Here is a 23,298-nt window from a genome sequence, read left to right as displayed (position 1 = left end):
TATTGACTGACTGGTCATTCTATATCATAATAAACGGTGATATACAATGCCGTCAACCATTTCACTTGCGTTTGACGTAACATTCTAAAGCTGAAGGGGCCTTATTTCATGAACGAAAAAAAAGAAAAAATCATTAAAGCAAGCATCCAGTTGTTTGCGAAAAAGGGTTTTTCTTCTACGACCATTCAGGAAATTGCAGATGAGTGCGGAATATCAAAAGGCGCATTTTATTTACATTTCAAATCAAAAGAACAGCTTTTCAATCGAGCCTTTGAATATTATATCGACACTTCTATGCAAAGTATTGAAACGATTCGAAAAGAGAATCAGCATCTCGCGCCGAGAAAGATCTTCCAGAAACAAATCGCTGAACAGTTTCAGCATTTTGCTGAGAACAAGGATTTTATCATTTTGATCCTCAGCGAGAACATTATTCCAGAAAACCAGCAAATTAAAAAGTATTCAAAAACAGTGAAAAAGCAAATGAATGATGAAATTCAAATTTCCATCTTGACCACTTATGGACAGGAGATCGAGCCATATATAACTGACCTGTCAGTCATGATTCAAGGAATCATCCAATCGTATGTGCAGGTCCTGCTTTTACAAGATCAGATGCAATTATCATTTGATGAGCTCTCTTCCTTTATACTCGAACGATTCGATGATTTGGTCCAAGGCTTGCTTCGTTCTCAGACGAAACCGATCCTGAAGCAGACCATTTGGGACGATGAAGCGCCGAGTGCTGCTTCCCTTCAAGAGGAGCTTCGTTTGTTAAAGCTTGAGCATCTGCTTTCTGATGATACCCTTGTATCCATTGAAGTCATTGAAGAAGAACTGGTGAAAACTGAGCCTCGTAAGCCAGTCATTCAAGGGATGCTGACGAATTTAGAAAAGTGTGAGGACCCTGCTGTCTTAAAAGTAGTGGAACAATTGAAGCTGTTTCTTCAATAATATTACGTGCTGTTTTTCCGGTTAGTTCACCTTTATCCCCCTTCGAATGTGCACTTTCGCTTATACTTCATTATAAGAAAAGAATCTCCGAATTGATATACGGCGGTGGTCTGAATCTATGATAAGACCCTGTCCTTTCAAGCAAAAAAACCGCCTCTTCTCATGAGGCGGTTTTTGCTATTTAGCGTTTTTTGATTTCTTCTAGGAGAATCTTGTTGACCATCGGCGGGTTTGCTTGTCCCTTCGATGCTTTCATGATTTGTCCGACTAAGAAACCAATCGCGCGGTCTTTTCCATTTTTAAAGTCTTCGATGGATTGCGGGTTGTTATCAAGTGCTTCTGTGACAAGTTTGAGCAGTGCACCTTCGTCAGAAATTTGGACAAGTCCTTTTTCTTTGACGATTGTTTCTGCGTCTCCTCCATTTTCAATGAGCTCTTTGAATACCTTTTTGGCAATCTTAGAAGAAATCGTTCCTTTTTCGATGAGATTGATCATACCAGCCAGGCCTTGCGGCGTTAGCTTAGTATCTTCCAGCTCTTTTTGAGCTGAGTTTAAGTAGGCAGATACTTCACCCATCAGCCAGTTTGAAGCTTGCTTCGCTTCTGCACCTTCTGAAATGGTTGCTTCAAAGAAATCAGACATTTCTTTTGTCAGCGTCAGCACCATGGCATCATATGCAGGAAGTCCAAGCTCATCGATGTAGCGTTTGCGGCGCTCGTCTGGAAGCTCTGGAATGGATGCTCTTACGCGTTCTTTCCACTCGTCATCAATGTACAGCTCCACCAAATCTGGTTCTGGGAAGTAGCGGTAATCATCTGAGCCCTCTTTGACACGCATAAGGATCGTCTTTTTAGACGCTTCGTCATAGCGGCGCGTTTCCTGTTCGATCAAGCCACCAGATAGCAATACTTGCTCTTGGCGTTTCTCTTCGAATTCAAGACCTTTTTGTACGAAAGCAAACGAGTTCAAGTTCTTGAGCTCTGTTTTCGTTCCAAACTCTTCACGGCCGATCGGACGAAGTGAAATATTGGCATCACAGCGAAGTGAGCCTTCTTCCATCTTACAGTCAGAAACGCCTGTATATTGAATAATGGATTTTAGTTTTTCTAAGTACGCATACGCTTCTTCTGGAGTGCGAATGTCTGGCTCAGATACGATTTCAACAAGCGGTGTGCCTTGACGGTTGAAATCGACTAGTGAATATCCGTCGCCTGTGTGCGTCAGTTTACCTGCATCCTCTTCCAAATGGAGACGCGTAATACCGATTCGTTTTGTTTTGCCTTCTACTTCAATTTCAATCCAGCCGTTTTCACCGATCGGTTTATCAAATTGAGAGATTTGATACGCCTTTGGGTTATCAGGATAGAAGTAGTTTTTACGGTCAAATTTTGTATCTGTTGCGATCTCACAGTTCAGCGCCATGGCCGCTTTCATCGCAAAGTTTACCGCTTCTTTGTTCAATACAGGCAGTACGCCAGGATATCCAAGGTCAATGACACTTGTTTGCGTGTTGGCAGCTGCACCAAAAGGTGTCGGCGAGCTGGAGAAAATTTTCGATTGTGTTTTTAGCTCAACGTGGACTTCAAGTCCAATTACCGTTTCAAAGTTCATTCTGATTCACCCCTTACAGTTCAGGTTTTGCTTTATGATGATCTGTTGCTTGCTCGAAAGCGTGAGCCACGCGGTAAACCGTTCCTTCATCAAAGTGCTTGCCGATGATTTGCAGTCCTAACGGAAGACCATTTGCAAATCCACAAGGCACACTGATTCCTGGAACGCCTGCAAGATTCACAGGGATCGTTAAAATATCGTTCGCGTACATAGTCAGTGGATCGCTTGTCTTTTCTCCAATGTTAAATGCAGGAGTTGGCGTTGTTGGCCCTACAATGACATCATACTTTTCAAAAACATCTTCGAAGTCTTTTTTGATCAATGTACGGACTTTTTGTGCTTTCTTATAGTATGCATCATAATATCCTGAGCTAAGAGCGAATGTCCCAAGCATGATGCGGCGTTTCACTTCGTTTCCAAAGCCTTCTGAACGTGTATTTTTATATAAATCAATCAGGTTGTCGGCATGATCTGTACGGTAGCCATAGCGGATGCCGTCAAAGCGCGCAAGGTTCGCAGATGCTTCTGAAGAAGACAGTAAGTAGTAAGTCGCAAGCGCATATTTAGAATGCGGCAGAGACACTTCTTCCCATGTTGCACCAAGTCCTTCTAATACTTTTAACGCTTTGAGAACAGACTCTTTTGCTTCCTCGCCAACACCTTCTCCAAGGTATTCTTTTGGCACTGCAATTTTCATGCCTTTGATGTCTCCAGTTAATGAAGAAAGAAAATCTGGCACGTCGACATTTGCACTCGTTGCGTCCATTTGATCGACACCAGCAATCGCTTGAAGTACGTATGCGTTGTCCTCTACGTTACGCGTAATCGGCCCAATTTGATCTAATGATGAAGCAAATGCGATTAAACCGTATCTAGATACACGGCCATATGTCGGCTTCAGTCCCACAACTCCGCAGAATGATGCCGGCTGGCGAATCGAACCGCCTGTATCTGATCCAAGTGAGAATGGTACTTCACCTGCTGCAACAGAAGCTGCTGAGCCACCACTTGATCCACCTGGAACAGTGTTTAAATTCCACGGGTTTTTCGTTGCTTTGTAGCCTGAGTTCTCTGTAGAAGATCCCATCGCAAATTCGTCCATATTTAATTTACCGATTGTGACTGCTTCCGCATCTCTCAGACGATTGACAACCGTTGCATCATAAATAGGATCAAAGTTTTGCAGGATTTTACTAGATGCTGTTGTACGTAAATCCTTTGTGACGATGTTATCTTTCACACCGATTGGCATACCGAACAATAGACCAAGCTCGTCCTTTTCACCAACTGCCTCGTCCAATTCCTTTGCATACGCACGAGCTTTCTCTTCGTCCAGTGCAAGGAATGCTTGTACTTTCCCGTCTACTTCATTGATTCGTTTATAAGACTCATCCACTAAATCAGAAACAGACAGTTCCTTTTTATGTAAAAGCTCTTTTAATTCAGAAATTTTGTGATCAAACAGTGACATGTCTCAGGCCTCCTTTAGTCCAAAATTGATGGCACACGAATATAGCCGTCTTTATGATCAGGCGCGTTTTTGATGACTGCCTCAATGGAAAGACCTTTATTCGGAACATCTTCTCTCATGACGTTTTTCATTTTTAATACGTGTGTTGTTGGTTCAACGTTTTCCGTATCTACCTCGTTTAACTGCTCTGCAAATGAAATGATGCTATCAAGCTGTTCAGTAAACATTTCAGCTTCTTCTTCTGTGATTGCAAGCCGTGCCAAATGCGCCACGTGCTTTACTTCTTCTATTGAAATTCTAGACATGCAGGTTCACCTCCAAAAATGATACGTGTTCATGGTCATGATCATAAGTCATATACACTTTATCATATCAAATTTTACTGTTCTAAAGCAACTTTGCGGAGGCTTGAGAAGGTAGCCATTCACCCAATCCCCCTTTAAAACCAGAAAGTATGAAAATGATTTGTATCAGGAATTGATTATTTCTCAGAAAATTTTTTCTTTTAAATATTATTGGTAACGCTTACATATGGATTCTCATCAATAATTCACGCATTTTTTTATGTAAGAAGGAGGTTTAAGAAGGTTGATCAGTCGGGAATACTCTGATAGGTTAAGTAACCATAGCAGTGAGCAGACAGCTATATCAGATGTTCTGTGTTTTATATTTTGAATGAGGTGATGTCAAATTAATACGAAAAAGGTGATATGGAAACATGAGTATTGAGATTGGAATTTCTCTATCTATTTATTTTATTGGAATGCTGGCCATTGGCTGGTATGCATTTAGAAAAACAAATGACTTGAATGATTATATGTTAGGCGGACGCGGGCTAGGTCCTTACGTGACAGCTCTATCTGCTGGTGCTTCAGATATGAGCGGCTGGATGCTTATGGGACTTCCAGGCGCGATGTATACAACAGGACTTTCGTCAGGATGGCTTGCTGTTGGTTTGATTAGTGGAGCTTACTTGAATTATCTATTCTTAGCTCCTCGCTTACGATCGTATACAGAGGTTGCTGATGACGCGATCACCATTCCAGACTTTTTTGACAAACGATTTAAAGATTCTTCTACTTTATTAAAAGCTGTCTCAGCTGTCATTATTATGATTTTCTTTACACTGTACACCTCATCAGGTATGGTATCTGGCGGACGTTTATTCGAATCTGCGTTTGGTGCGAATTATATGTTTGGTTTAATTTTAACCTCTAGTATCGTGATCCTATACACTTTATTCGGCGGCTTTTTGGCAGTTAGTTTAACTGATTTTGTTCAAGGGGCCATTATGTTTTTAGCATTAGTGCTCGTGCCGATCGTTGCCTTTACTCAATTAGGTGGTCCAATTGCCACGTATCAAGATATACAACAAATTGATCCAAAATTGCTTGATATATTCAGAGGAACGAGCGTCATTGGCATTATTTCCTTCTTAGCATGGGGGCTTGGTTACTTTGGACAGCCGCACATCATTGTTCGATTTATGGCCATTACGACCGTAAAAGATTTAAAGCCAGCACGTCGTATCGGTATGAGCTGGATGATTGTGTCTGTCATTGGTTCACTGTCTGTTGGATTAGTCGGTGTAGCTTATGTACATGAGACTAGTACCACTTTAGCAGACCCAGAAACCATCTTTATTGTGTTTTCTAAGGTGTTATTCCATCCGTATATTACTGGATTTTTACTCTCTGCCATTTTAGCTGCGATTATGAGTTCGATTTCTTCACAGCTGCTCGTGACTGCAAGTGCAATGACAGAGGATTTATACCGGACCTTCTTTAGAAGGAAAGCGTCAGACAAAGAACTGGTGATGATTGGACGTATGTCTGTACTAGTCGTTGCCATTATCGCGCTTTGTCTTTCACTTAATCCAAGTGATACCATTCTTGACCTTGTTGGTTATGCTTGGGCAGGCTTTGGATCTTCATTTGGTCCAGTTATCCTTCTATGCCTATATTGGAAGCGTATGAACCATCACGGTGCACTAGCAGGAATGGTTGTAGGAGCAGTTGTTGTCTTAACATGGATTTCAACTGGCTTGAATAATACAACTGGCTTGTACGAAATGGTTCCCGGATTTATTTTGAGTGGTTTGACTGCCATCATTGTCAGCCTCTTGACCAATAAACCATCTAAAGCTTCTAAGAAGCTTTTTACCAAAATGGAAAATCATCTTGAAGAAGAAACAAAATAAAGAACATGAAGGGTCATCTGCCTTATGCGGATGACTCTCTTTTTTAAATAAAATAAAAAGCTTTTCTTTCTTCTGATTCTGAATAAAATAAGAGTTGTGCAGCCATATGGGCTGTGAGAAGATCATATACATGAGTGAAACGTACATGAAGTGAAGGAGCGATACGCATGTTTTGGACAATTGAATGGGATACGGTCTTAAAATTAGCCGTGGCCACCTTAATCGGTTTGATTATCGGGCTTGAACGAGAGCTGAAGAAAAAGCCCCTCGGCTTAAAAACGTGTATTGTCATTGCTGTCAGCTCCTGCGTATTAACCATCATCAGCATTGATGCAGCCTACAATTTCCCTCGAGTCTCTAAGCTTCAAATGGACCCACTCAGGTTACCGGCGCAAATTATATCTGGTGTTGGTTTTATTGGAGCAGGTGTGATTCTGCGAAAAAGCAATGATGTCATCTCAGGTCTCACGACTTCTGCGATGATCTGGGGAGCAGCAGGACTTGGGGTTGCAACAGGTGCAGGATTTTATAAAGAAGCCTTCCTCAGTCTTTTCTTTATTCTGATCAGTGTCGAATTTCTACCATGGCTCTTCCAGCGGATCGGGCCGATTCGCTTACAGGAAAAAGAAATCCGCATCAGAATGTCTCTTTCTGATCGAAACCGCATGACGGATATTTTAAAAGAAATGAAAGCCCTCAATATTCGCATTCATTCTGTTCGAATTGATGATTTAACAGAAAAGAACTACCCGATTATGGAAGTACGCGTACGCGTGCATAAAGATCGCTATACAACCGATGTGTACTTTGATATTAAAGATCTAGAAGGCGTCGTTGGCGTGAAGTGTGATACGGTATAAAAGGTGGTGAGATAAAAGTCTCATCGCCTTTTTTTATGGGAAAAGGGTTGAACCATCGCCTTCATTCAAATAAAATACAAATTATGAAATAAATGATAAAAGGAGATTTTTCATGGGTTCTATGGATCGTAAAAATCGTATTTTTCTTATGAGTGGGATTCTAGCGGTACTCGTATTAGCTGTTCTATTAACCTCACATGATGTCACTCCCGTATCAACAAATGCGGCAGACAAGAAACAAACGAAAACACCAAAAAATATTATTTTTATCGTTGGCGATGGAATGGGGATGCCCGTGATCAAAGCCTACCGCACATTCAAGCAGGAAAAGCTTGGTTCTACAAAAGCACAAACCGTCTGGGACCCGTATTTAGTCGGGATGCAGACCACACATCCAGATGATCCTCGAGATAATATTACCGACTCAGCAGCCGCAGCCACGGCCATGGCGACTGGGAAAAAGACATACAATGATGCCATCGCCGTCAACCAAGAAAAAGAACCTCTTAGAAGTGTCGTTGAAGCAGCAAAGGAAGCACAAATGAAAACAGCCTTTGTTGTCTCATCTGACATCACCGATGCAACACCTGCCGCTTTTGGCACACATAACGTCTCCCGAAAAAACAAAGAACAAATTGCAGACCACTTTTTTGATGAGAAAATAGGCGGAGAGCACAAAGTTGATATCCTTCTAGGTGGCGGAATGCAATATTTTGACCGAAAAGACCGTAATCTTGTGCAAGAATTTAAGAAGAGCGGGTATTCCATTCTGCGATCAAAAGATGATTTAACCTCTCAATCATCTTCGAAAATGCTTGGGTTATTCCAGGAGGACGAGCTGGATCGAGCCATTGATCGCCCAAAGCATGTGCCTACTTTAAAAGACATGACGCAGGCAGCATTAACCCAATTAAATCAAGACAACCTGCATGGATTTTTCATGCTGCTTGAAGGCAGTACCATTGATTCTGCTGGACATGAAAATGATGTGGTCGGCGCAATGAGTGAGATGGAGGATTTTGAGAAAGCAGTTCATGCGGCTCTTCAATTCGCTAAAAAGGATCAAGAAACCCTCGTCGTCATCACAGCAGATCATGCGACTGGAGGATTTTCCTTTGGCGCAGATGGTATGACAAGTGAGACCGGCTATAAATGGGACCCAGCACCCATTCTAGCTGCTAAGAAAACGCCTGTGTATATGGCAAAGAAAATCGCAGGGGGTCAATCTGTACGTGATGTCCTTCACACCAATATTGATTTCGCGCTCACTAAAGAGGAAATCTCACAGGTAGAGAAAGCGGCACAATCAGGGAAGGCCAGTACGATCCAACTCAGCATTCAACATATCTTTGATCAGCGTTCTTTCTCAGGCTGGACAACCTTTGCCCATACAGGTGAGGATGTCCCTGTCTATGCATATGGACCTGGTAAAGCAGCATTTCAAGGCTGGATCGATAATACAAAGCAAGGAAAGAACCTGTTTCACATTATTGAATCACCGTCCACCTATCGCCCATAAAAAATAACCCCCGCCTCATCATATAGGCGGGGATTTTCATTTTAAGATTGACTTAGTTTTGTAAAGTCAAACGTCGTAATCGGTGCTGCTTGCTCAATGTCGGAGCGGAAGCCAGCGAGCATGGCCTTCTCTTCTTCTCCAATGGTGGCCAAATCAAATGCTTGATGCAGCAAGCCATAGATCAGCATGTGTCGTAAGCGAAGGAAGTCAGGAATGTAGGCAAGCCATTCATCCCCAAGTTCATTCTCTTCACGATAGCCTTTAAGGAATTGCTTCATAAAGTTTCCTGCAAAAGCAGCTTTGTCTTCGTATGGAATGACAGGGTACCACAAGACATTGTATAGCAAAATGCTGATGTCATTTATAAACCAGTTGTACCCGATATCATCGAAATCAAAGGTCGTAATTTTCCCTTGATCCCAGTGGAAGTTTCCGTGATGAAGATCCGCATGAACCAATCCGTACGTATCCTGATTTTTCGGAAGCTTTGCCAGCTTTTCCATCAACCGATCCGCTTGTTCAAACACAAGAGTCTGATCGGCTGGGACATACTTACGCAGTTTAAGCTGCTCCTCTTCATCCCACTCTTGTCTTTTATAACGTGGGTCTGACAGCTGATAGCTTTTTGTCAGTTTATGCATGCGCCCTGTGTACTGTCCAAGGGCATAAAATAATTCATCGTTCCAGTCTGCCTCTTCCACTTTATGGCCTGATGCTTTTTCATAGACTCGAAGCAAAAATGAACCGCCTTGCCCATCGTCTACTTGCTCGATATCACGGCCATTTAATGAAGCAATTGGTTTCGCAACCGAAAGTCCGCCCTTCGCTAAGTGATGGAGCCATTCCATTTCACCTAAAATATAATCAGGTGATCTGCGGATGGTATGGGTAATTTTTAAAATGAAAGACTCTCCGTCTTTTTTAAGTTCATACACATAGTTTTCTGCATCTGCGATAAAGTGGATGTCACTTCGCTGGACTCCGTATAAATGAGTGGCCTCATCTAAAATTTTTGATTCTTCATATATGGCTTTTACATCTTTATGCATGCTGATTCTCCCTCTTCATATATTTTGCTAATTCTCGAATGGTGTGTTTTTCAGCAAAATTCAAATCATCAACATACCAACCCTTCTTTTCAATCTCTACTTCCATTTTGACAGCAAGTAAAGAATTTCCTCCTAAATCGAAAAAGTCGTTGTCAATTCCTACTTTTTCCACATGAAGAATGTCACACCAAATATCAAAAAGCAAGGCCTCGCGTTCATTGGTTGGCTGTGCGTAAAGTCCATGATCTTGTGTCAGTTCCGTCTTTAATAATGCACGAAGACCTTCTTGATCATGTACCTTAAGGGCTTTTACATAACCGCTGTGCAGCGTTTGATCTGGTTGAACCGTTTCCCATGTATAACCTTTAGAAGCTGAATGACTTGCTGCCTCCACCCTTTGATCCTCTATTTCTTCAGTCGAGAGCTGACGAGGTGACAGGTGGTCGACGATCTGAATGTGATTGCTCAGTGAATCAATTTCTTCCACTTGTATACGATATGTTTGCTGCTCCTCAACCTCCTGCATCTGGTGCTCTTTCATAAATGACTTGAACAGCTCATTACGTCCAGTCGATGCAAACGTAAATTCAATGGAAGAAAGCTGGTGCAGACGGCTGTATTCAGCAAGCCATGTCAGACATTTTTGCTCAATCCCTTTCCCTAGAGCACGGCAGCTTAGCATCCATGCATCAATTTTCAAGGTGCCGCCTGCATGATGAGCCAAGATAGCCCCTACAATCCCTTCATGACTGAAGCGATCCGCTGCCTCAATGACCCAGCCCTGGACATGCTCATTTTCCATCCGCTCTCTCAGCTGCTGTTCATCAAAGCGCTGCTCATTTAAGCGGAATTGGTTAATACGGCTGCTCATTTGCGCCACGCGGGCAAGGTGCTCTTCTCCCCACTCTGTTACACTCATGTTCAAATTCAAATCTTGTAAAAATTGCTCCATTGACGGCGACTCTGCTTTCTCTTTTTGACGAGCCTTTTCAGCCTTGTAGCTCGTTGTTCGTCCTCTATCTTCATCTGTGACATCATAGCGGTCGAATGCCCAAGCATGCTGGGCGAATAATGGAATCGCTTTTTCATTGGCAGGCAACAGCAGCGTCATTACTTCAGGCAGCTCTTCATTCATACGCAAGCACTGAGCTGGATCATCGTCTAAGAAAATAAACTGAGATAATGAAAGGTTCAGAGAATCTGCCATCTCTTTTAGATGTGCCGGTTTACTTTCCCAATTGATGCGCCAGTCGACGATATCGTCTTTTTGCAAGATCATATCTGGGTGGTTTTCAAACACGCGCCACACATCTTCTTCATTGTTCCTGCTGCTTAAGACAAGCAGGAGCCCTTCTTGCTGCTTTTGTTTTAAAAAGCGCTGAAGCATTTGATGTTCTGGCGTAATGTCGATGCCTTCCACACCGTCTTCTGAAACGACACCTCTCCAAAGCGTATGATCACAGTCAATGGCCGCTACCTTAAATGGTGCACCTTGCCATGCAATGATCTCGCGTGCGACTTTTGTACCGATAGCTCCACAAAAGACTTCAGTGAATGGGAGGTGTGCGGCTTGCTCTCCTTTTTCATCAAAGATGTCATCCATCTGATATTGCTGTGCAAGCTGACGACAGTCGATCAACTGAACACCGCCTATCTCAGATAACTGAGCAATCCACTCTTGTTCCACGTCTTGCAGGATGTCTTTAAGAGCAGCACTTATCGGCAAAATCCCAACAAAATATAGGTTATGTTTCGTTTTTGATTTCAGAACGTTTGCAAGTTCTTCAGCATGCTCTGAAGCCAGTTTTTTCTTTTCTTCCAGTGAGAGATGAGCGGGACCAGTGATATCCTCTAAACGAATGAGCAGAAGATTCGCACCGTTTTTCTTCTGTGAGATAAGGCTGCGCTCATTTAGTAATTCCTGATAAACCTGCCCATATGGTGCAAATTGAACATCAAGCTGCACATCAAACTGCTTGGTCCAGTACTGAATATAAGGTGCGACTGGATCTGCTGTAAATGTCGAGCTGACTGTCAGTACGAGCGGTGCTTTTTCCTCTGCGCGCTCCCTTTTCTCTTTTGCTGCTTGTTCTTCCTCCTGTGAAAGAACAGCGAAATCCTTGAGCAGTTGATCAGGTGTTTGAACAGCCTGTTCGACCAAGTGCTGGAAGTGGTTGACGAAAGCTTGCATCGTCTCATGTTTAAACAGAGCTAGATTGTATTGAAGCACGCACTTTAACTCGCCCGTTACCTCTCTGACAACATCCATTTTCATATCGAGTTTGGAAATTCCCTTTGCAAACTCATGAGTTTCAAATGTCAGTCCATCGGCTTCAATTTTAATATTCGGATCGTACTCATTATGATAAATGAGCATCGTATCAAAGAATGGATTGCGATGCGGTCTTGTTTTTGGATTCAGATGCTCAACCATTTGGTCAAATGGGTACTCTTGATGGTCATACGCATCAAGCAGTACTTGCTTTGTCTGCGCCAATTGCTCTGTAAAGGTTGCTTCTTGTACCATGTCTAGTTTAATTGGCAGGAAGTTCGTAAACATGCCAATTGTATGCTCGATATCTGCATGACGTCGTCCAGCCACAAGTGAACCGACAATCAATTCCTCCTGATCCGCATAACGTGAGAGCAGCAGCCCATATAGCTGGAACAAGATGACGTTATTTGTCAGTTGATACCGTTCAGCGAGCTGTTCAATTTTCTCAACGATGTGCGGTTCAATATTAAATTTAATCGCTCTTCCTAAGAAGGATTGTTCCTTCCGTTCAAAATCATATGGCATTGTCAAAGTTGGCACATTTGAGCCAATTTGCTGCTTCCAATAATCCTGCTGCTTTTGAAACATCTCGCTGCGGAAATATTTGTCTTGCCATTCTGCATAATCTTTATATTGAACGGTCAGTTCCGGCAAGGTTTCCCCTCGATAGAGCTCAGTAAATTCTTTAATAAAGATGTTCATGCTCGCTCCATCCGCCACAATATTATGCATATCGACTAATAAGAGATGATCATGTGCTGCGATTTTCACAAAACGCACACGGATCAATGGTGCAGCCTTTAAGTCAAATGGACGAATGAATTCATCGATTTGTGCTTCTAATCCTTCTTCATCAGCCTCTGTCATTTCAACAGCAAAGTGGAAATCATCATGGACCCGCTGAACCGGTTCTCCATCTTTTAATTCAAAGGTCGTTCGCAATGTTTCATGACGATCAATTAATTGCTTGAAGGTCTGCTCAAAGCGCTCGACGTCAATTTCACCTTTACATCTTAGTGCCATCGGCATGTTGTATGAGGTCACTTGACCAATACGCTGATGAATGAGGAATGTCCGTCTTTGAGCAGCAGATAATGGATACGTGTCTTTCTTTTCCACTGGTTCAATCTTGAAATATTGATGCTTCTCTGCCTTTTCGATGAATGCTTGGAGCTTTTCAATCGTCGGATTGTTGAACATGTCTGTGAGCGTAAGTTCTACACCAAACTCTTTGTGAATTTGAGAAATCAGACCGGTCGCATTTAACGAATGTCCGCCAAGCTCAAAGAAGTGGTCGTCTCTTTCCACCTTTTCAATTCCTAAAATGTCTTTCCACATCCGCTGTAACGTTGCCTCAATATCATTCGCTGCGGCGGAATGGACTTGATTGTTTTTTTCTATTCCCTGTGCCTTGTTTTCCTTCGGCACCACCATTTGCACACCTGAGGATGAAGATAATGCGGATGTATCTACCTTTTCAATCCAATATCTTTGTCGTTCAAATGGATAGGTCGGCAAGGATACTTTTTGATTTGATGTCTGATTTCGCCATTTTGTCCAGTCAACCGGCACCCCTTGAAGCCAGATGTCACCAAGCCTGCCCAGCAGGTAGCGGTCGTCTGCTGCCTCTTCTTTCGGGTGACGCATCAATGGAATCGGCTGCTGATGGTGTTCCTTTGAGGCTTGGCGAATAAAGGCACTTAACGTATTCCCCGGCCCGACTTCAACGAAAATAGGATCAAGCTCCGTTAATAATGTCTCCGCTCCATCACGGAAACGGACCGCTTGCCGCAAGTGATCAACCCAATATGCCGGGTCTTGCACTGCTTCATGGCCAATCCACGTACCTGTGACGTTAGAAATATACGGGATAGACGGTGCATTCAATTGATACTCAACTACCTTTTCTTTGAATGAAGGCAGGATGTCATCCATCATTTTAGAATGGAAGGCATGTGAGGTGTGAAGCTTTCTACACCCATGTCCAGCAGCCTCCAGCTTCTCAGCAAGTGCATCAATGGCTGCGGTCTCCCCTGACACTACACATAACTCAGGACCATTTACTGCTGCAAGTGAAAGATCATCTGTTAAATATGGCAGCACGTTCTGTTCACTCAAAGGAACGCTCAGCATAGAGCCTTTTGAAAGCTTGCTAATGAGCTGTCCGCGATAAGACACAAGATCTACGGCATCTTCAACAGATAGTAAACCAGATACGGCAGCAGCTGTGTATTCTCCAATACTGTGGCCGATCAGTGCCTGCGGTTTGACGCCAAAATGAATCAGCAATTTAGCCAAAGCGTATTCCACACTAAACAGAAGCGGCTGCGTATATTCTGTTTGGTTGATCAGCTGAGGATCATCACTTGCTTCTGTTGAGAATAAAATGCTGAATGGGTCAACTGAGATATGCTGTTTGAATTGATTCAAGCATTGATCCAGCGCTTCCTTAAAGACTGGATATTTGTCATAAAGCTGACGCCCCATGTCTACATACTGAGATCCTTGACCTGGGAAAAGAAAGACGACTGGCCGGCTCGATGTTTGGGAGCTTGCCGTCTTGACCACCTCTTTTGACCTTTGATTCAGCGCCTGTAACATGTCAGCCGTGTTACTTCCAAGAATGACACGTTTATGCGGGAAATGATGGCGCCCTGTTTGCAGCGTATAGGCAACGTCACTTAGACGAACATGCTGCTGATGCTGAAGTAAATAGTCCGCAAGGCGATCGGTCATTTTCTCAAGAGCTGCTGGTGTTTTGGCAGATAATAAAAGGAGTTCACTATCCTCAGGGCTATCTGCGGCGACACGTGTAGCAGGTGCTTCTTCTAAAATGACATGAGCATTTGTTCCACCAATCCCAAATGAGCTTACACCTGCACGGCGAGGAGATTCATGCTTGCTCCATGGCGTCAAGTCTGTGTTTACAACGAAAGGCGAATTGGCAAATTCAATTTTTTCATTCGGCGTTTCAAAATGAATCGTCGGCGGAATCACTTGATGCTTTAAGCTTAAAACGGTTTTAATAAAGCCGGCGACACCTGACGCATCATTCAAATGACCAACATTTGATTTGACAGAACCAATGCGGCAAAAGCCTTTTTTATCTGTATCAAACGCTTGCTTGAGCGCTTCAATTTCGATCGGATCTCCGAGGGTTGTTCCGGTTCCATGTGCTTCAATGTACGAAATGGTTTCAGGTTCCACCTCAGCCATTCGAAGTGCTGTTTTAATCGCTGATACTTGACCTTTCGTACTCGGCGCTGTATATCCTACTTTTCTATTTCCGTCATTATTAATAGATGATCCTTTAATGACAGCATAAATGTGATCGCCGTCTTCAATGGCATCCTCTAAATTTTTTAAAATAACGGCTCCTGCACCATCACCAAAAACGGTTCCATCGGCCTTGTTATCAAAGACGCGGCAATGTCCGTCAGATGAATGGATCATGCCTTCTTGATAAAGATAGCCCGATTTTTGCGGCAGGCGAATGGACACGCCGCCTGCAACAGCCATATGACAGTCGCCGCTTAATAAAGCCTGAACGGCTAAATGAATCGACACCATTGAGGTCGAGCAGGCGGTTTGCACCACCATACTCGGCCCCTTCAAATTTAATTTATATGAAATCATCGTCGCCAAATAATCACGCATATTCAGAACGGCAGCTTCCAGTGTTTTCGAATCCTCACCTTGAGCCGCCCCTTGAAGTGCTCTCATGACCCATTCTGTATTGATTCCTGCACCTGTATAAAGACCAATTTGCCCTTTATATTCAAACGGATCGTACCCAGCGTCTTCAAGCGCCGTCCACACACATTCATGAAACAGTCTGAACTGCGGATCCATCATAGCCGCTTCCTTTGGTGTATAGTCAAAGAAATCCGCATCAAATAAATCAACATCATCTAGCATCCCTTTTGCTTTAACAAAACGGGGGTTTTTCAATAAGGCTTCATCTGTACCTTCACGCCGTAATTCTTCCTCTGTAAAAAAAGAGATGGTTTCTTTTCCCTTTTTCAGATTCTCCCAGTACTCTTCTACATTTTTGGCCCCTGGAAAACGACCTGCAAGACCGATAACAGCAATTTCTGCGCCATGATAGTGATTCGTTGTATCATTCATTCTCGATTCCGCCTCTCAATCTTTTATTCCGTTGCTGTTTAAAACGAGCTCTTCGATCACCTGAAGTGACGACGGCTAGTTCTTCTTCCATCGCTTCTTCCTGCGAGTCCTCAGAAGGCTGGATATATTTCGCAAGCTCAGCAACAGATGGGTACGTAAACAAGGTCACAACCGCTTCATTTGTTTGAAGTGCTTGATTTAACCGATTGGTGACTTGAACAATATCCAGCGAGCTTGCGCCGAGATCAAAGAAATTGTCGTGAATGCCCACTTGTTCCATGCCCATAAAATCCTGCCAAACTTGACAGATCGCTTTTTCAGTTTCATTTCGAGGAGCCACATATGGATTGCCGAGCTCTGGTCTTTCGTGCTTAGACACCTCATATGAATCCTCATTCTCTGCTGCCTTCGGCTCTAGTGACAGCCATTGATCCATTCGTTCTTCAAGATTTCCCGTGGACACGAGCATGTGTCGATTCTGCCGGTTAGACAGAACATACTGGAACAGCTCAGCACCCTCTTCTGGTAATATCGCAAGCTCATTTATCGATTCACCAATTGTGGATTCTAGCTCACCCCAGAAATTCCACGCATCCCAGTTCACACACATCCACGGGGTTTGACTATGTTGATTAAGTCTAGCTGCAAATGCATCCATATATAAGTTAGCCGCTGAGTAAGCGGAGAATCCTAAGCCCCCAAGCAATGCACTAATGGAAGAAAAGAGAAGACAAAAATCTGCTTGTTCTTGTTCCAGCAGCTGCTCTAGCACATCGAGCCCTTTCACCTTTGATTGGAATTGATCCTCTCCCTGCGCCAGTGTAGAAGGAATATCTTTGATTGCACGGAAGGATGTACTTCCTGGTAATCCTGCCGCATGGAATACACCATGAACGCCGCCATGCTTTTTGCGAATGGCATCAAATACACGTTTCATCTGATCCAGATCTCCTGCATTCGCCTGCACCGCTTCTACTGTTGCACCTAATCGTTCGAGCTCAAGCACCTTCTCAATTCTCGTACGCTGCGCTTCATCGGCATTTACTTGGTGAACGTATGACGCCCATTCATCTCTCGGCGGCAATGCCGTTCTTCCAGTTAAATAAAGATGTACATTTCCTTCCTTCGCCAGCATCTTTGATAGAACAAATCCGATGCCGCCTAAACCTCCTGTGATCAGATACACACCATTTGGCCTGATCATCTTCGGAAGTCCATCTTCTTTTTGCAGCGGCAAACGTTTGTAGCTCTGCACCCAGCGTTGACGATTGCGATACGCCACAAGCTGGTCCTTTCCAGGCTGCATGATTTCCTGCACAATAAGATCGACAAGTACTTGTTCCTTCCAAGACATGACTTCTGGCACATCTTCCACATCGATATTCCAGCATTTGATATGATGGTATTCCTGTGAAATCACTTTACACGGTCCAAGCATTGCACTTTTCTCTGCACATATCGTCTCATTGCCTGTGACTGGCTGAATTCCGCTAGTGATCGTAAACAGACGGCATTCTCGAATATTTTTTTGGGCAGCAATCGCTTGAGATAAGAAAATTAAGCTGTAATAGCCTTTTTCAATGTGCGCCTGAAAAGCGGATTGACGATTCGAGTTGTCATCTTCTTTCGCAGCTTCCCATAAATGCAGAATCCGATGGATATTGACACCTCTATTAGACAATGAATCTAGCATGTTACGGTAGTGCTGGCCTTCTGCCGGATTGATCGTAAACGACTGATCTTGCTCTTGATAAGCTTCACCCTTTGTGACAGAAATGACCTTGATACCTTGTTGCTTAAATGAATGGGTAAACAGTTCATGAAAAGCATCCTGTTCCCTGAAAATGAGCCACGTTTGTTCTTCTGTTTCTTTTTCGAAAACAGGTTTTAGCGGCTGCTGCTCCCATGAAGGCAGGTAGAACCATTCTTCCATCTCTTTCTTCTTCGTTTCCTTAGGAACGGATAGCTGCGGAGAAGCCGGCTTTCCTGCTTCAATCCAATATCGTTTCCGTTCGAATGGATAGGTCGGCAGCGATACGAGCTGACGTTCCTCTTGATTTGGTTGTTGCTGCGCTTTGACCTCGTAGCCGCCTGCCCATAGCTCTCCTATTCTTTTTAAGAAATATGCATGGTCATCCGCTTGTTCTCTTGCATGCCTCACCATATTCAGAACATCATGATGAGACTCTTTGTTATCATGACGTTTCGCTAATGCCGTCAAGCTGTTTCCAGGTCCAACTTCAATGAGCGCTCGTACTTCATCGGTTAACAGCTGAGATAGACCTTCATGAAAACGAACGGTTCCACGCAGGTGGCTCGTCCAATAAGATGCTGTCATCACCTCTTCACTTGTTGCCCAGGTGCCTGTCACATTCGATATAAACGGAATCGTCGGCTCATGCAATTCTACTTTCTCTACGAATTGTTGAAACGCCTCAAGCATCGGCTCCATCATATAGGAATGAAAGGCATGAGAAGTATGGAGCTGTCTTGTGACAATTCCTTTGTCTTGCAGTTTCTTTTCAAATGCAGTGATATGCTCTTCTCTTCCAGAAACGACACAAAGGTCTTTTGCATTGACAGCAGCAACAGAAAGCGATTCATCAATCATCGAAGTCAGCTCTGCCTCGGGTAATTGCACACTAAGCATGGCGCCTTTTTCCATGTCTTGCATCAATCTTCCTCTTGCCATCACGAGTGTTAATGCAGACTCCAGAGAAAAGACCCCTGACAAGCAAGCAGCAACGTATTCGCCGATACTGTGTCCAATCATTGATTCTGGCTCAACACCGCTATGCTGAAGCAATTTGGCTAATGCATACTCAAATATAAAGAGAAGCGGCTGAGCATTTGACGTTTTTGTGATGTCTTCGTTCGTTTCATTCTTGGAAAAAACAAAGCCCTTTAAATCAACTTGCTCCGTTTCCATTACATATTTAAAGCATCTATCTACTTCCCATTTGAACACTGGCTCTGCATCGTATAATCCGCGCATCATACCAGCATACTGAGCGCCTTGACCTGAAAACATAAAGGTCGCTTTACGCCATTTTTTGCTTCGGAACACACTCGTTTCAAGCTGGTTCTGCTGCATCCATTCATCAGCAGACGCGAGCACGATGGCTTTTCGGTATGGAAATTGCTTTCTGCCATACCGCAATGTATAAGCAATATCTTCAAGCGGAACTTGAGGGTGCTGGATCACATACTGCTTTAATTGCTCTGTCATTTTCGCTAAAGCAGTATCCGTTTTTGCTGATAAGACGAGCAGCTGCTTTTGGTTAGAAGCTGGTTTTTGCTTCGCCTGTATGCCCTCTTCTATGATCATATGGGCGTTCGTTCCACCGATACCGAAAGAGCTAACCCCCGCTCTTCTCGGGCCATCTGCTTCCTTCCAATACAACGCCTTTTGATTCACATAAAACGGTGTATCTTTGAAAGGGATCTCCTGATTGGGTGATTCATAATGAATGGTTGGCGGGATCGTTTTATGCTGGAGGGCCAAAATGGCTTTAAACAGACCTGCAATCCCTGCCGCACTATTTAAGTGGCCGACATTACTTTTCACAGAACCGATCGGAATCGTCAGCGGATCTGTCCCTTTGAACACTTGACTAAGGGCAGATACCTCAATTGGATCTCCCATTTTTGTCCCCGTACCATGTGCTTCTACATAACCAATGGATGCGGGATCGATACCTGATTTTTCATACGTTTCTTTTAAAACCTCTGCCTGTCCTTCCACACTCGGAGCGGTAAAACCAGCTTTTCGGCTGCCATCATTGTTCACACCAACCCCTTTGATGACCGCATGAATCGGGTTGCCGTCTCTCATCGCATCTTCATAACGTTTTAGCAGAACAATCCCCGCTCCATCTCCGAAAATGGTTCCGCTCGCCTCTTGGTCAAACGGACGGCAATGTCCATCTTTTGATTGAATCATCCCATCTTGATAGATGTAGCCGATATTTTCTGGAGAACTGACCGTCACACCGCCAGCCAGTGCTGCATCACATTCTTGATTCAATAATGCTTGACAAGCCATGCCAATGTTGACAAGTGAGGTCGAACAAGCTGTCTGCATGGTCACGCTAGGCCCGTGTAAATTCAATTTATAAGAAAGCTGCGTACTAAAGAATTCACGATCATTTAACAGCATTGCGCTGAATTGCTCGGTTGCTTCCATTTGATGTGCAAAGCGCGTCAGCCACTCATGATTTGGACTCGTTCCTGTATAAACGCCAATTTTCCCTGCCATTCGATCAGGGTCACAGCCAGCATCCTCCAGCGCTTCCCAAGCACATTCATGCAAGAGCCTGAACTGCGGATCCATGAGCTCTGCCTCTCTAGCAGAATAGTTGAAGAAGTCTGCATCAAAGCCTTCGATCTCTTGTAAACGGCCTTTTGCTCCAATGAAATTCGGATGCTGATAAACAGACGCATCCAGCCCTGCTTTCTTGAGTTCTTCTTCTGTGAAAAAGTGAATCATTTCCTCGCCATTCACAAGACGCTGCCAAAAGTCTTCTAGCGACGAAGCCCCTGGGAATCTTCCTGCCATTCCGACAATCGCAATATCCGTATGCTCCTGGGACGTGTTCTTTACTGGGAGAGAAGCAGGTGTTTGATCTCGTTCCATCTGTTCTTCAAACAAATATTCAGCAAGGCTTGCCACTGTAGCAAACCGATACAATTGAACAGTGTCAATTTGTTGATCCATTCGCTCAGATATTTTCGCTGCAAGCTGAGATATATCAAGTGATGTCGCACCAAATTCAAAAAATGGCGATTCATCATCCATTTGATCAAACCCAAAATGAGTTTGAACAATGTCGTGAATATCTTTTTGTAAAGAAGCGAGCGAAGTAAAAACACGCTTTACATCCTGCGGCTTTTGTGGCTCAATGGCTGCCATCGTATTTGTTTGTGCAGAAAAATCGGTTTTATGAAATGGATACCCAGGTAGCGGAATGCGCTGCCTGTTCTTCTCCTCTGTTAAAGGAAAGGATAAGCCGACCCCCATTTCCCAAAGAACACCGGCGATTTGAAGAATGTCTCCATCAAGTGATTCGGTTGATTTTTCTGCTCCCTTTTCAACCACAATGCTTTGTTTTATTGAAAGATCAATGATCAAGGCTGTTGATTCTTGCTCAATCAAAGGCGGTTTTACAGGCTGATTCATATCAAGAAAACGCTTTGCAGACGATGGATGGTAAGTGGTTAGTTCCTCCCCGGTCTGCTGCAAGTAAACAGGCTGTTGGAGTGTCCTCTGAGGCAGGGAAGCCAGCCTATGATTAACCGTCTCAGTGTCATGAAGGTCGTACACAATTGATGCTGCGTCTCTTAGCTCAAGCCCGCCTGCTGCATATAAAGCTGTCCAGACTCCGCTGCCTTCTCCAATCCAACCATCTGGTTCAATTCCGAGTGACCTTAGCTCGTTGGCAAAAGCCGATGTCATGATCAGCATAGCCACTTCTGATTGTCTGCTTTGTTTGGAATGGAACAGCTCGTCTTTTTTGATAGGTACCGCAGATTGGACGAGGCTCATTAATCGATCCACTTCTGTTTTGAAAGAATGATCTTTCTCATACAGCTTGATGTAATCACGTAAACCTGACTCATGATACCCCGTCAGCCTCATGCTGATCCGTTTATAAAGAAGACTTTCTCTCCCTGCTGTATCTTGCACTTGCAGTTGCTCTAATAATTCATCCCGCGACGAACAGACAAACGTTTTTCGATATTTGAAGGCTTTTCTTCCACTTTGTAAGGTGTAAGCTGCTTGGCCAAGTGAGAGTTCATGATGTGAGGAGACATATTCCTTCAAGTTTTTTGTCATGTTCTTCATATCATGCGTTGATCTAGCTGAAAGCACAATTAATTCTTTGGACGAGGCCGTGCCGTTTGCTTTTCTCGGCTTCGCCTCTTCTAAGATGACATGAGCATTTGCTCCCCCTATACCAAAAGCACTGACTCCAGCTCTCCTTGGCAAATGAGACGTCTTCCACTCCTCTTTGTCTGTCCCAACATAAAATGGCGTTTGATCAAACGGAATACGGTGATTCGGCTTGTCAAAGTGCGGCATCGGGGCAAATTGACGATGATGCAGCATCATGACTGTTTTGATAAAACCAGCCACGCCGCTTGCAGCATCTAAATGCCCAATATTGGCTTTGACTGATCCAATCCGGCAATAGCCTTGTTGATCTGTTTGAAAAGCACGGGTAAGCGCCTCAATCTCAATCGGATCTCCAACAGGCGTACCCGTTCCATGTGCTTCGATATAAGAAATCGTCTCTGGTTCTGTCTCAGCCATTTCTAACGCAGATTCAATGACACTTGCCTGTCCACTCACACTTGGGGCTGTATAGCCGACTTTATTGCTTCCATCATTGTTCGTTGCAGATCCTTTTACGACAGCATAAATAAAATCTCCGTCTTCTATCGCATCTTTCAATCGTTTTAGCGCAACCACGCCTGCCCCTTCACCAAAAACGGTTCCTTTTGCTTTTTCATCAAACGGACGGCAATGGCCATCAGGAGAATAAATCATTCCTTCTTGGTATAGATAGCCTGTGATTTGCGGCTGATGGAGTGTGACACCTCCTGCTAACGCAAGGTCACATTCACCGCCAATTAATCCTTGGCAGGCCATATGGATAGCAACTAGCGACGTGGAGCAAGCCGTTTGTACCGATACGCTTGGACCTTTTAGATTTAATTTATAGGCAATCCGAGAAGCAAAGGATGGGTCATTGAGATGCATGATTTGAAACACATCTTCGTTCTTTTCAAGTGACGACATATGCTGCCCCATCCACGATAGATTGCTAGATGCGCCGGCATAAAGACCAATTAATCCTTCGTATTGCTCAGGCTCATAGCCTGCATCCTCTAGCGCATGCCATGTGCATTCATGCATCAATCGAATTTGCGGGTCCATAATAGATGCCTCTCGCGGAGAGTAGCCAAAAAAGTCTGCATCAAATGATGATGCATTTTGTAAAAATGGCTTTGCCTTCACATAATCAGAACGCTTTAGCAGCGTCTCATCTACACCCGCTGCCTTTAATTCTTCATCAGTGAAAAACGTAACGGATTCTTTCCCTTGCGATACATTTTCCCAAAACGTTTGCACATTCGGTGCTCCGGGAAACGTACCTGCTAATCCTACGACTGCAATTTCAAGTCCAGATTCGGTCCATTGCTCTTGATCAGACATACGCTGCATTT

Annotated in this window: 10 protein-coding genes; 4 read left to right on the top strand and 6 right to left on the bottom strand. The window is 43.8% G+C overall.

What is annotated here, in order from left to right:
- Positions 1 to 108: 108 nt before the first annotated feature.
- A complete protein-coding gene (locus C6344_RS16985) occupies positions 109 to 954 on the top strand; it encodes a TetR/AcrR family transcriptional regulator (RefSeq protein WP_060595713.1) in 846 nt (281 codons plus the stop codon).
- A 181-nt stretch (positions 955 to 1,135) separates the two neighbouring features.
- On the opposite strand, the gene gatB is transcribed toward C6344_RS16985, so the two are convergent.
- From gatB to gatC, 3 genes are read right to left on the bottom strand one after another with little or no spacing between them, the layout of a single operon-like run.
- A complete protein-coding gene (gene gatB / locus C6344_RS16980) occupies positions 1,136 to 2,566 on the bottom strand; it encodes an Asp-tRNA(Asn)/Glu-tRNA(Gln) amidotransferase subunit GatB (protein ID WP_003214292.1) in 1,431 nt (476 codons plus the stop codon).
- Between the two features lie 13 nt (positions 2,567 to 2,579).
- On the bottom strand, positions 2,580 to 4,037 hold the full coding sequence (gene gatA / locus C6344_RS16975) for an Asp-tRNA(Asn)/Glu-tRNA(Gln) amidotransferase subunit GatA (RefSeq protein ID WP_060595712.1): 1,458 nt from the start codon (positions 4,035 to 4,037) through the stop codon (positions 2,580 to 2,582).
- A gap of 14 nt (positions 4,038 to 4,051) precedes the next feature.
- Positions 4,052 to 4,342, bottom strand: coding sequence for an Asp-tRNA(Asn)/Glu-tRNA(Gln) amidotransferase subunit GatC (gene gatC / locus C6344_RS16970; protein WP_003213898.1), 291 nt, complete (start codon positions 4,340 to 4,342; stop codon positions 4,052 to 4,054).
- Positions 4,343 to 4,755: 413 nt separating this feature from the next.
- On the opposite strand from gatC, the gene putP reads away from it, so the two are divergent.
- The 3 genes from putP to C6344_RS16955 all read left to right on the top strand — a co-directional run bounded on the left by putP (position 4,756) and on the right by C6344_RS16955 (position 8,616).
- A complete protein-coding gene (putP, locus tag C6344_RS16965; protein ID WP_012009183.1) occupies positions 4,756 to 6,237 on the top strand; it encodes a sodium/proline symporter PutP in 1,482 nt (493 codons plus the stop codon).
- A gap of 167 nt (positions 6,238 to 6,404) precedes the next feature.
- Positions 6,405 to 7,097, top strand: coding sequence for an MgtC/SapB family protein (locus C6344_RS16960; RefSeq protein WP_034664661.1), 693 nt, complete (start codon positions 6,405 to 6,407; stop codon positions 7,095 to 7,097).
- Between the two features lie 112 nt (positions 7,098 to 7,209).
- The gene (locus C6344_RS16955; protein ID WP_106031380.1) at positions 7,210 to 8,616 is read left to right on the top strand and encodes an alkaline phosphatase; all 1,407 of its coding nucleotides are present in this window, start codon (positions 7,210 to 7,212) and stop codon (positions 8,614 to 8,616) included.
- A gap of 41 nt (positions 8,617 to 8,657) precedes the next feature.
- Here the strand turns inward: C6344_RS16955 and C6344_RS16950 are convergent, their stop codons facing one another.
- The 3 genes from C6344_RS16950 to C6344_RS16940 are packed head-to-tail and all read right to left on the bottom strand — an operon-like array spanning position 8,658 to position 23,287.
- Positions 8,658 to 9,665 (bottom strand): phosphotransferase enzyme family protein, encoded by a 1,008-nt coding sequence (locus tag C6344_RS16950; RefSeq protein WP_060595710.1) that lies wholly within the window; start codon positions 9,663 to 9,665, stop codon positions 8,658 to 8,660.
- Positions 9,658 to 16,068, bottom strand: coding sequence for a type I polyketide synthase (locus C6344_RS16945; RefSeq protein WP_106073129.1), 6,411 nt, complete (start codon positions 16,066 to 16,068; stop codon positions 9,658 to 9,660). Before C6344_RS16945 ends, C6344_RS16950 begins: the two co-directional genes overlap by 8 nt.
- Positions 16,061 to 23,287: a type I polyketide synthase gene (locus C6344_RS16940; protein ID WP_189313044.1), complete on the bottom strand. Its 7,227-nt coding sequence runs from the start codon at positions 23,285 to 23,287 to the stop codon at positions 16,061 to 16,063. Before C6344_RS16940 ends, C6344_RS16945 begins: the two co-directional genes overlap by 8 nt.
- Between the last annotated feature and the right edge of the window lie 11 nt (positions 23,288 to 23,298).

This window comes from Bacillus sp. GBSW19 (assembly GCF_002998655.1).
In the GTDB taxonomy this organism is placed as follows: domain Bacteria; phylum Bacillota; class Bacilli; order Bacillales; family Bacillaceae; genus Bacillus.
Note: the sequence above shows the minus strand (reverse complement) of the source record. Positions and strands in the feature narration are given on the sequence as shown.

Excerpts from the sequence above, each read along its gene's own strand:
- C6344_RS16985 (WP_060595713.1), top strand. The coding sequence starts at position 109 with ATGAACGAAAAAAAAGAAAAAATCATTAAAGCAAGCATCCAGTTGTTT.
- gatB (WP_003214292.1), bottom strand. The coding sequence starts at position 2,566 with ATGAACTTTGAAACGGTAATTGGACTTGAAGTCCACGTTGAGCTAAAA.
- gatA (WP_060595712.1), bottom strand. The coding sequence starts at position 4,037 with ATGTCACTGTTTGATCACAAAATTTCTGAATTAAAAGAGCTTTTACAT.
- gatC (WP_003213898.1), bottom strand. The coding sequence starts at position 4,342 with ATGTCTAGAATTTCAATAGAAGAAGTAAAGCACGTGGCGCATTTGGCA.
- putP (WP_012009183.1), top strand. The coding sequence starts at position 4,756 with ATGAGTATTGAGATTGGAATTTCTCTATCTATTTATTTTATTGGAATG.
- C6344_RS16960 (WP_034664661.1), top strand. The coding sequence starts at position 6,405 with ATGTTTTGGACAATTGAATGGGATACGGTCTTAAAATTAGCCGTGGCC.
- C6344_RS16955 (WP_106031380.1), top strand. The coding sequence starts at position 7,210 with ATGGGTTCTATGGATCGTAAAAATCGTATTTTTCTTATGAGTGGGATT.
- C6344_RS16950 (WP_060595710.1), bottom strand. The coding sequence starts at position 9,665 with ATGCATAAAGATGTAAAAGCCATATATGAAGAATCAAAAATTTTAGAT.
- C6344_RS16945 (WP_106073129.1), bottom strand. The coding sequence starts at position 16,068 with ATGAATGATACAACGAATCACTATCATGGCGCAGAAATTGCTGTTATC.
- C6344_RS16940 (WP_189313044.1), bottom strand. The coding sequence starts at position 23,287 with ATGTCTGATCAAGAGCAATGGACCGAATCTGGACTTGAAATTGCAGTC.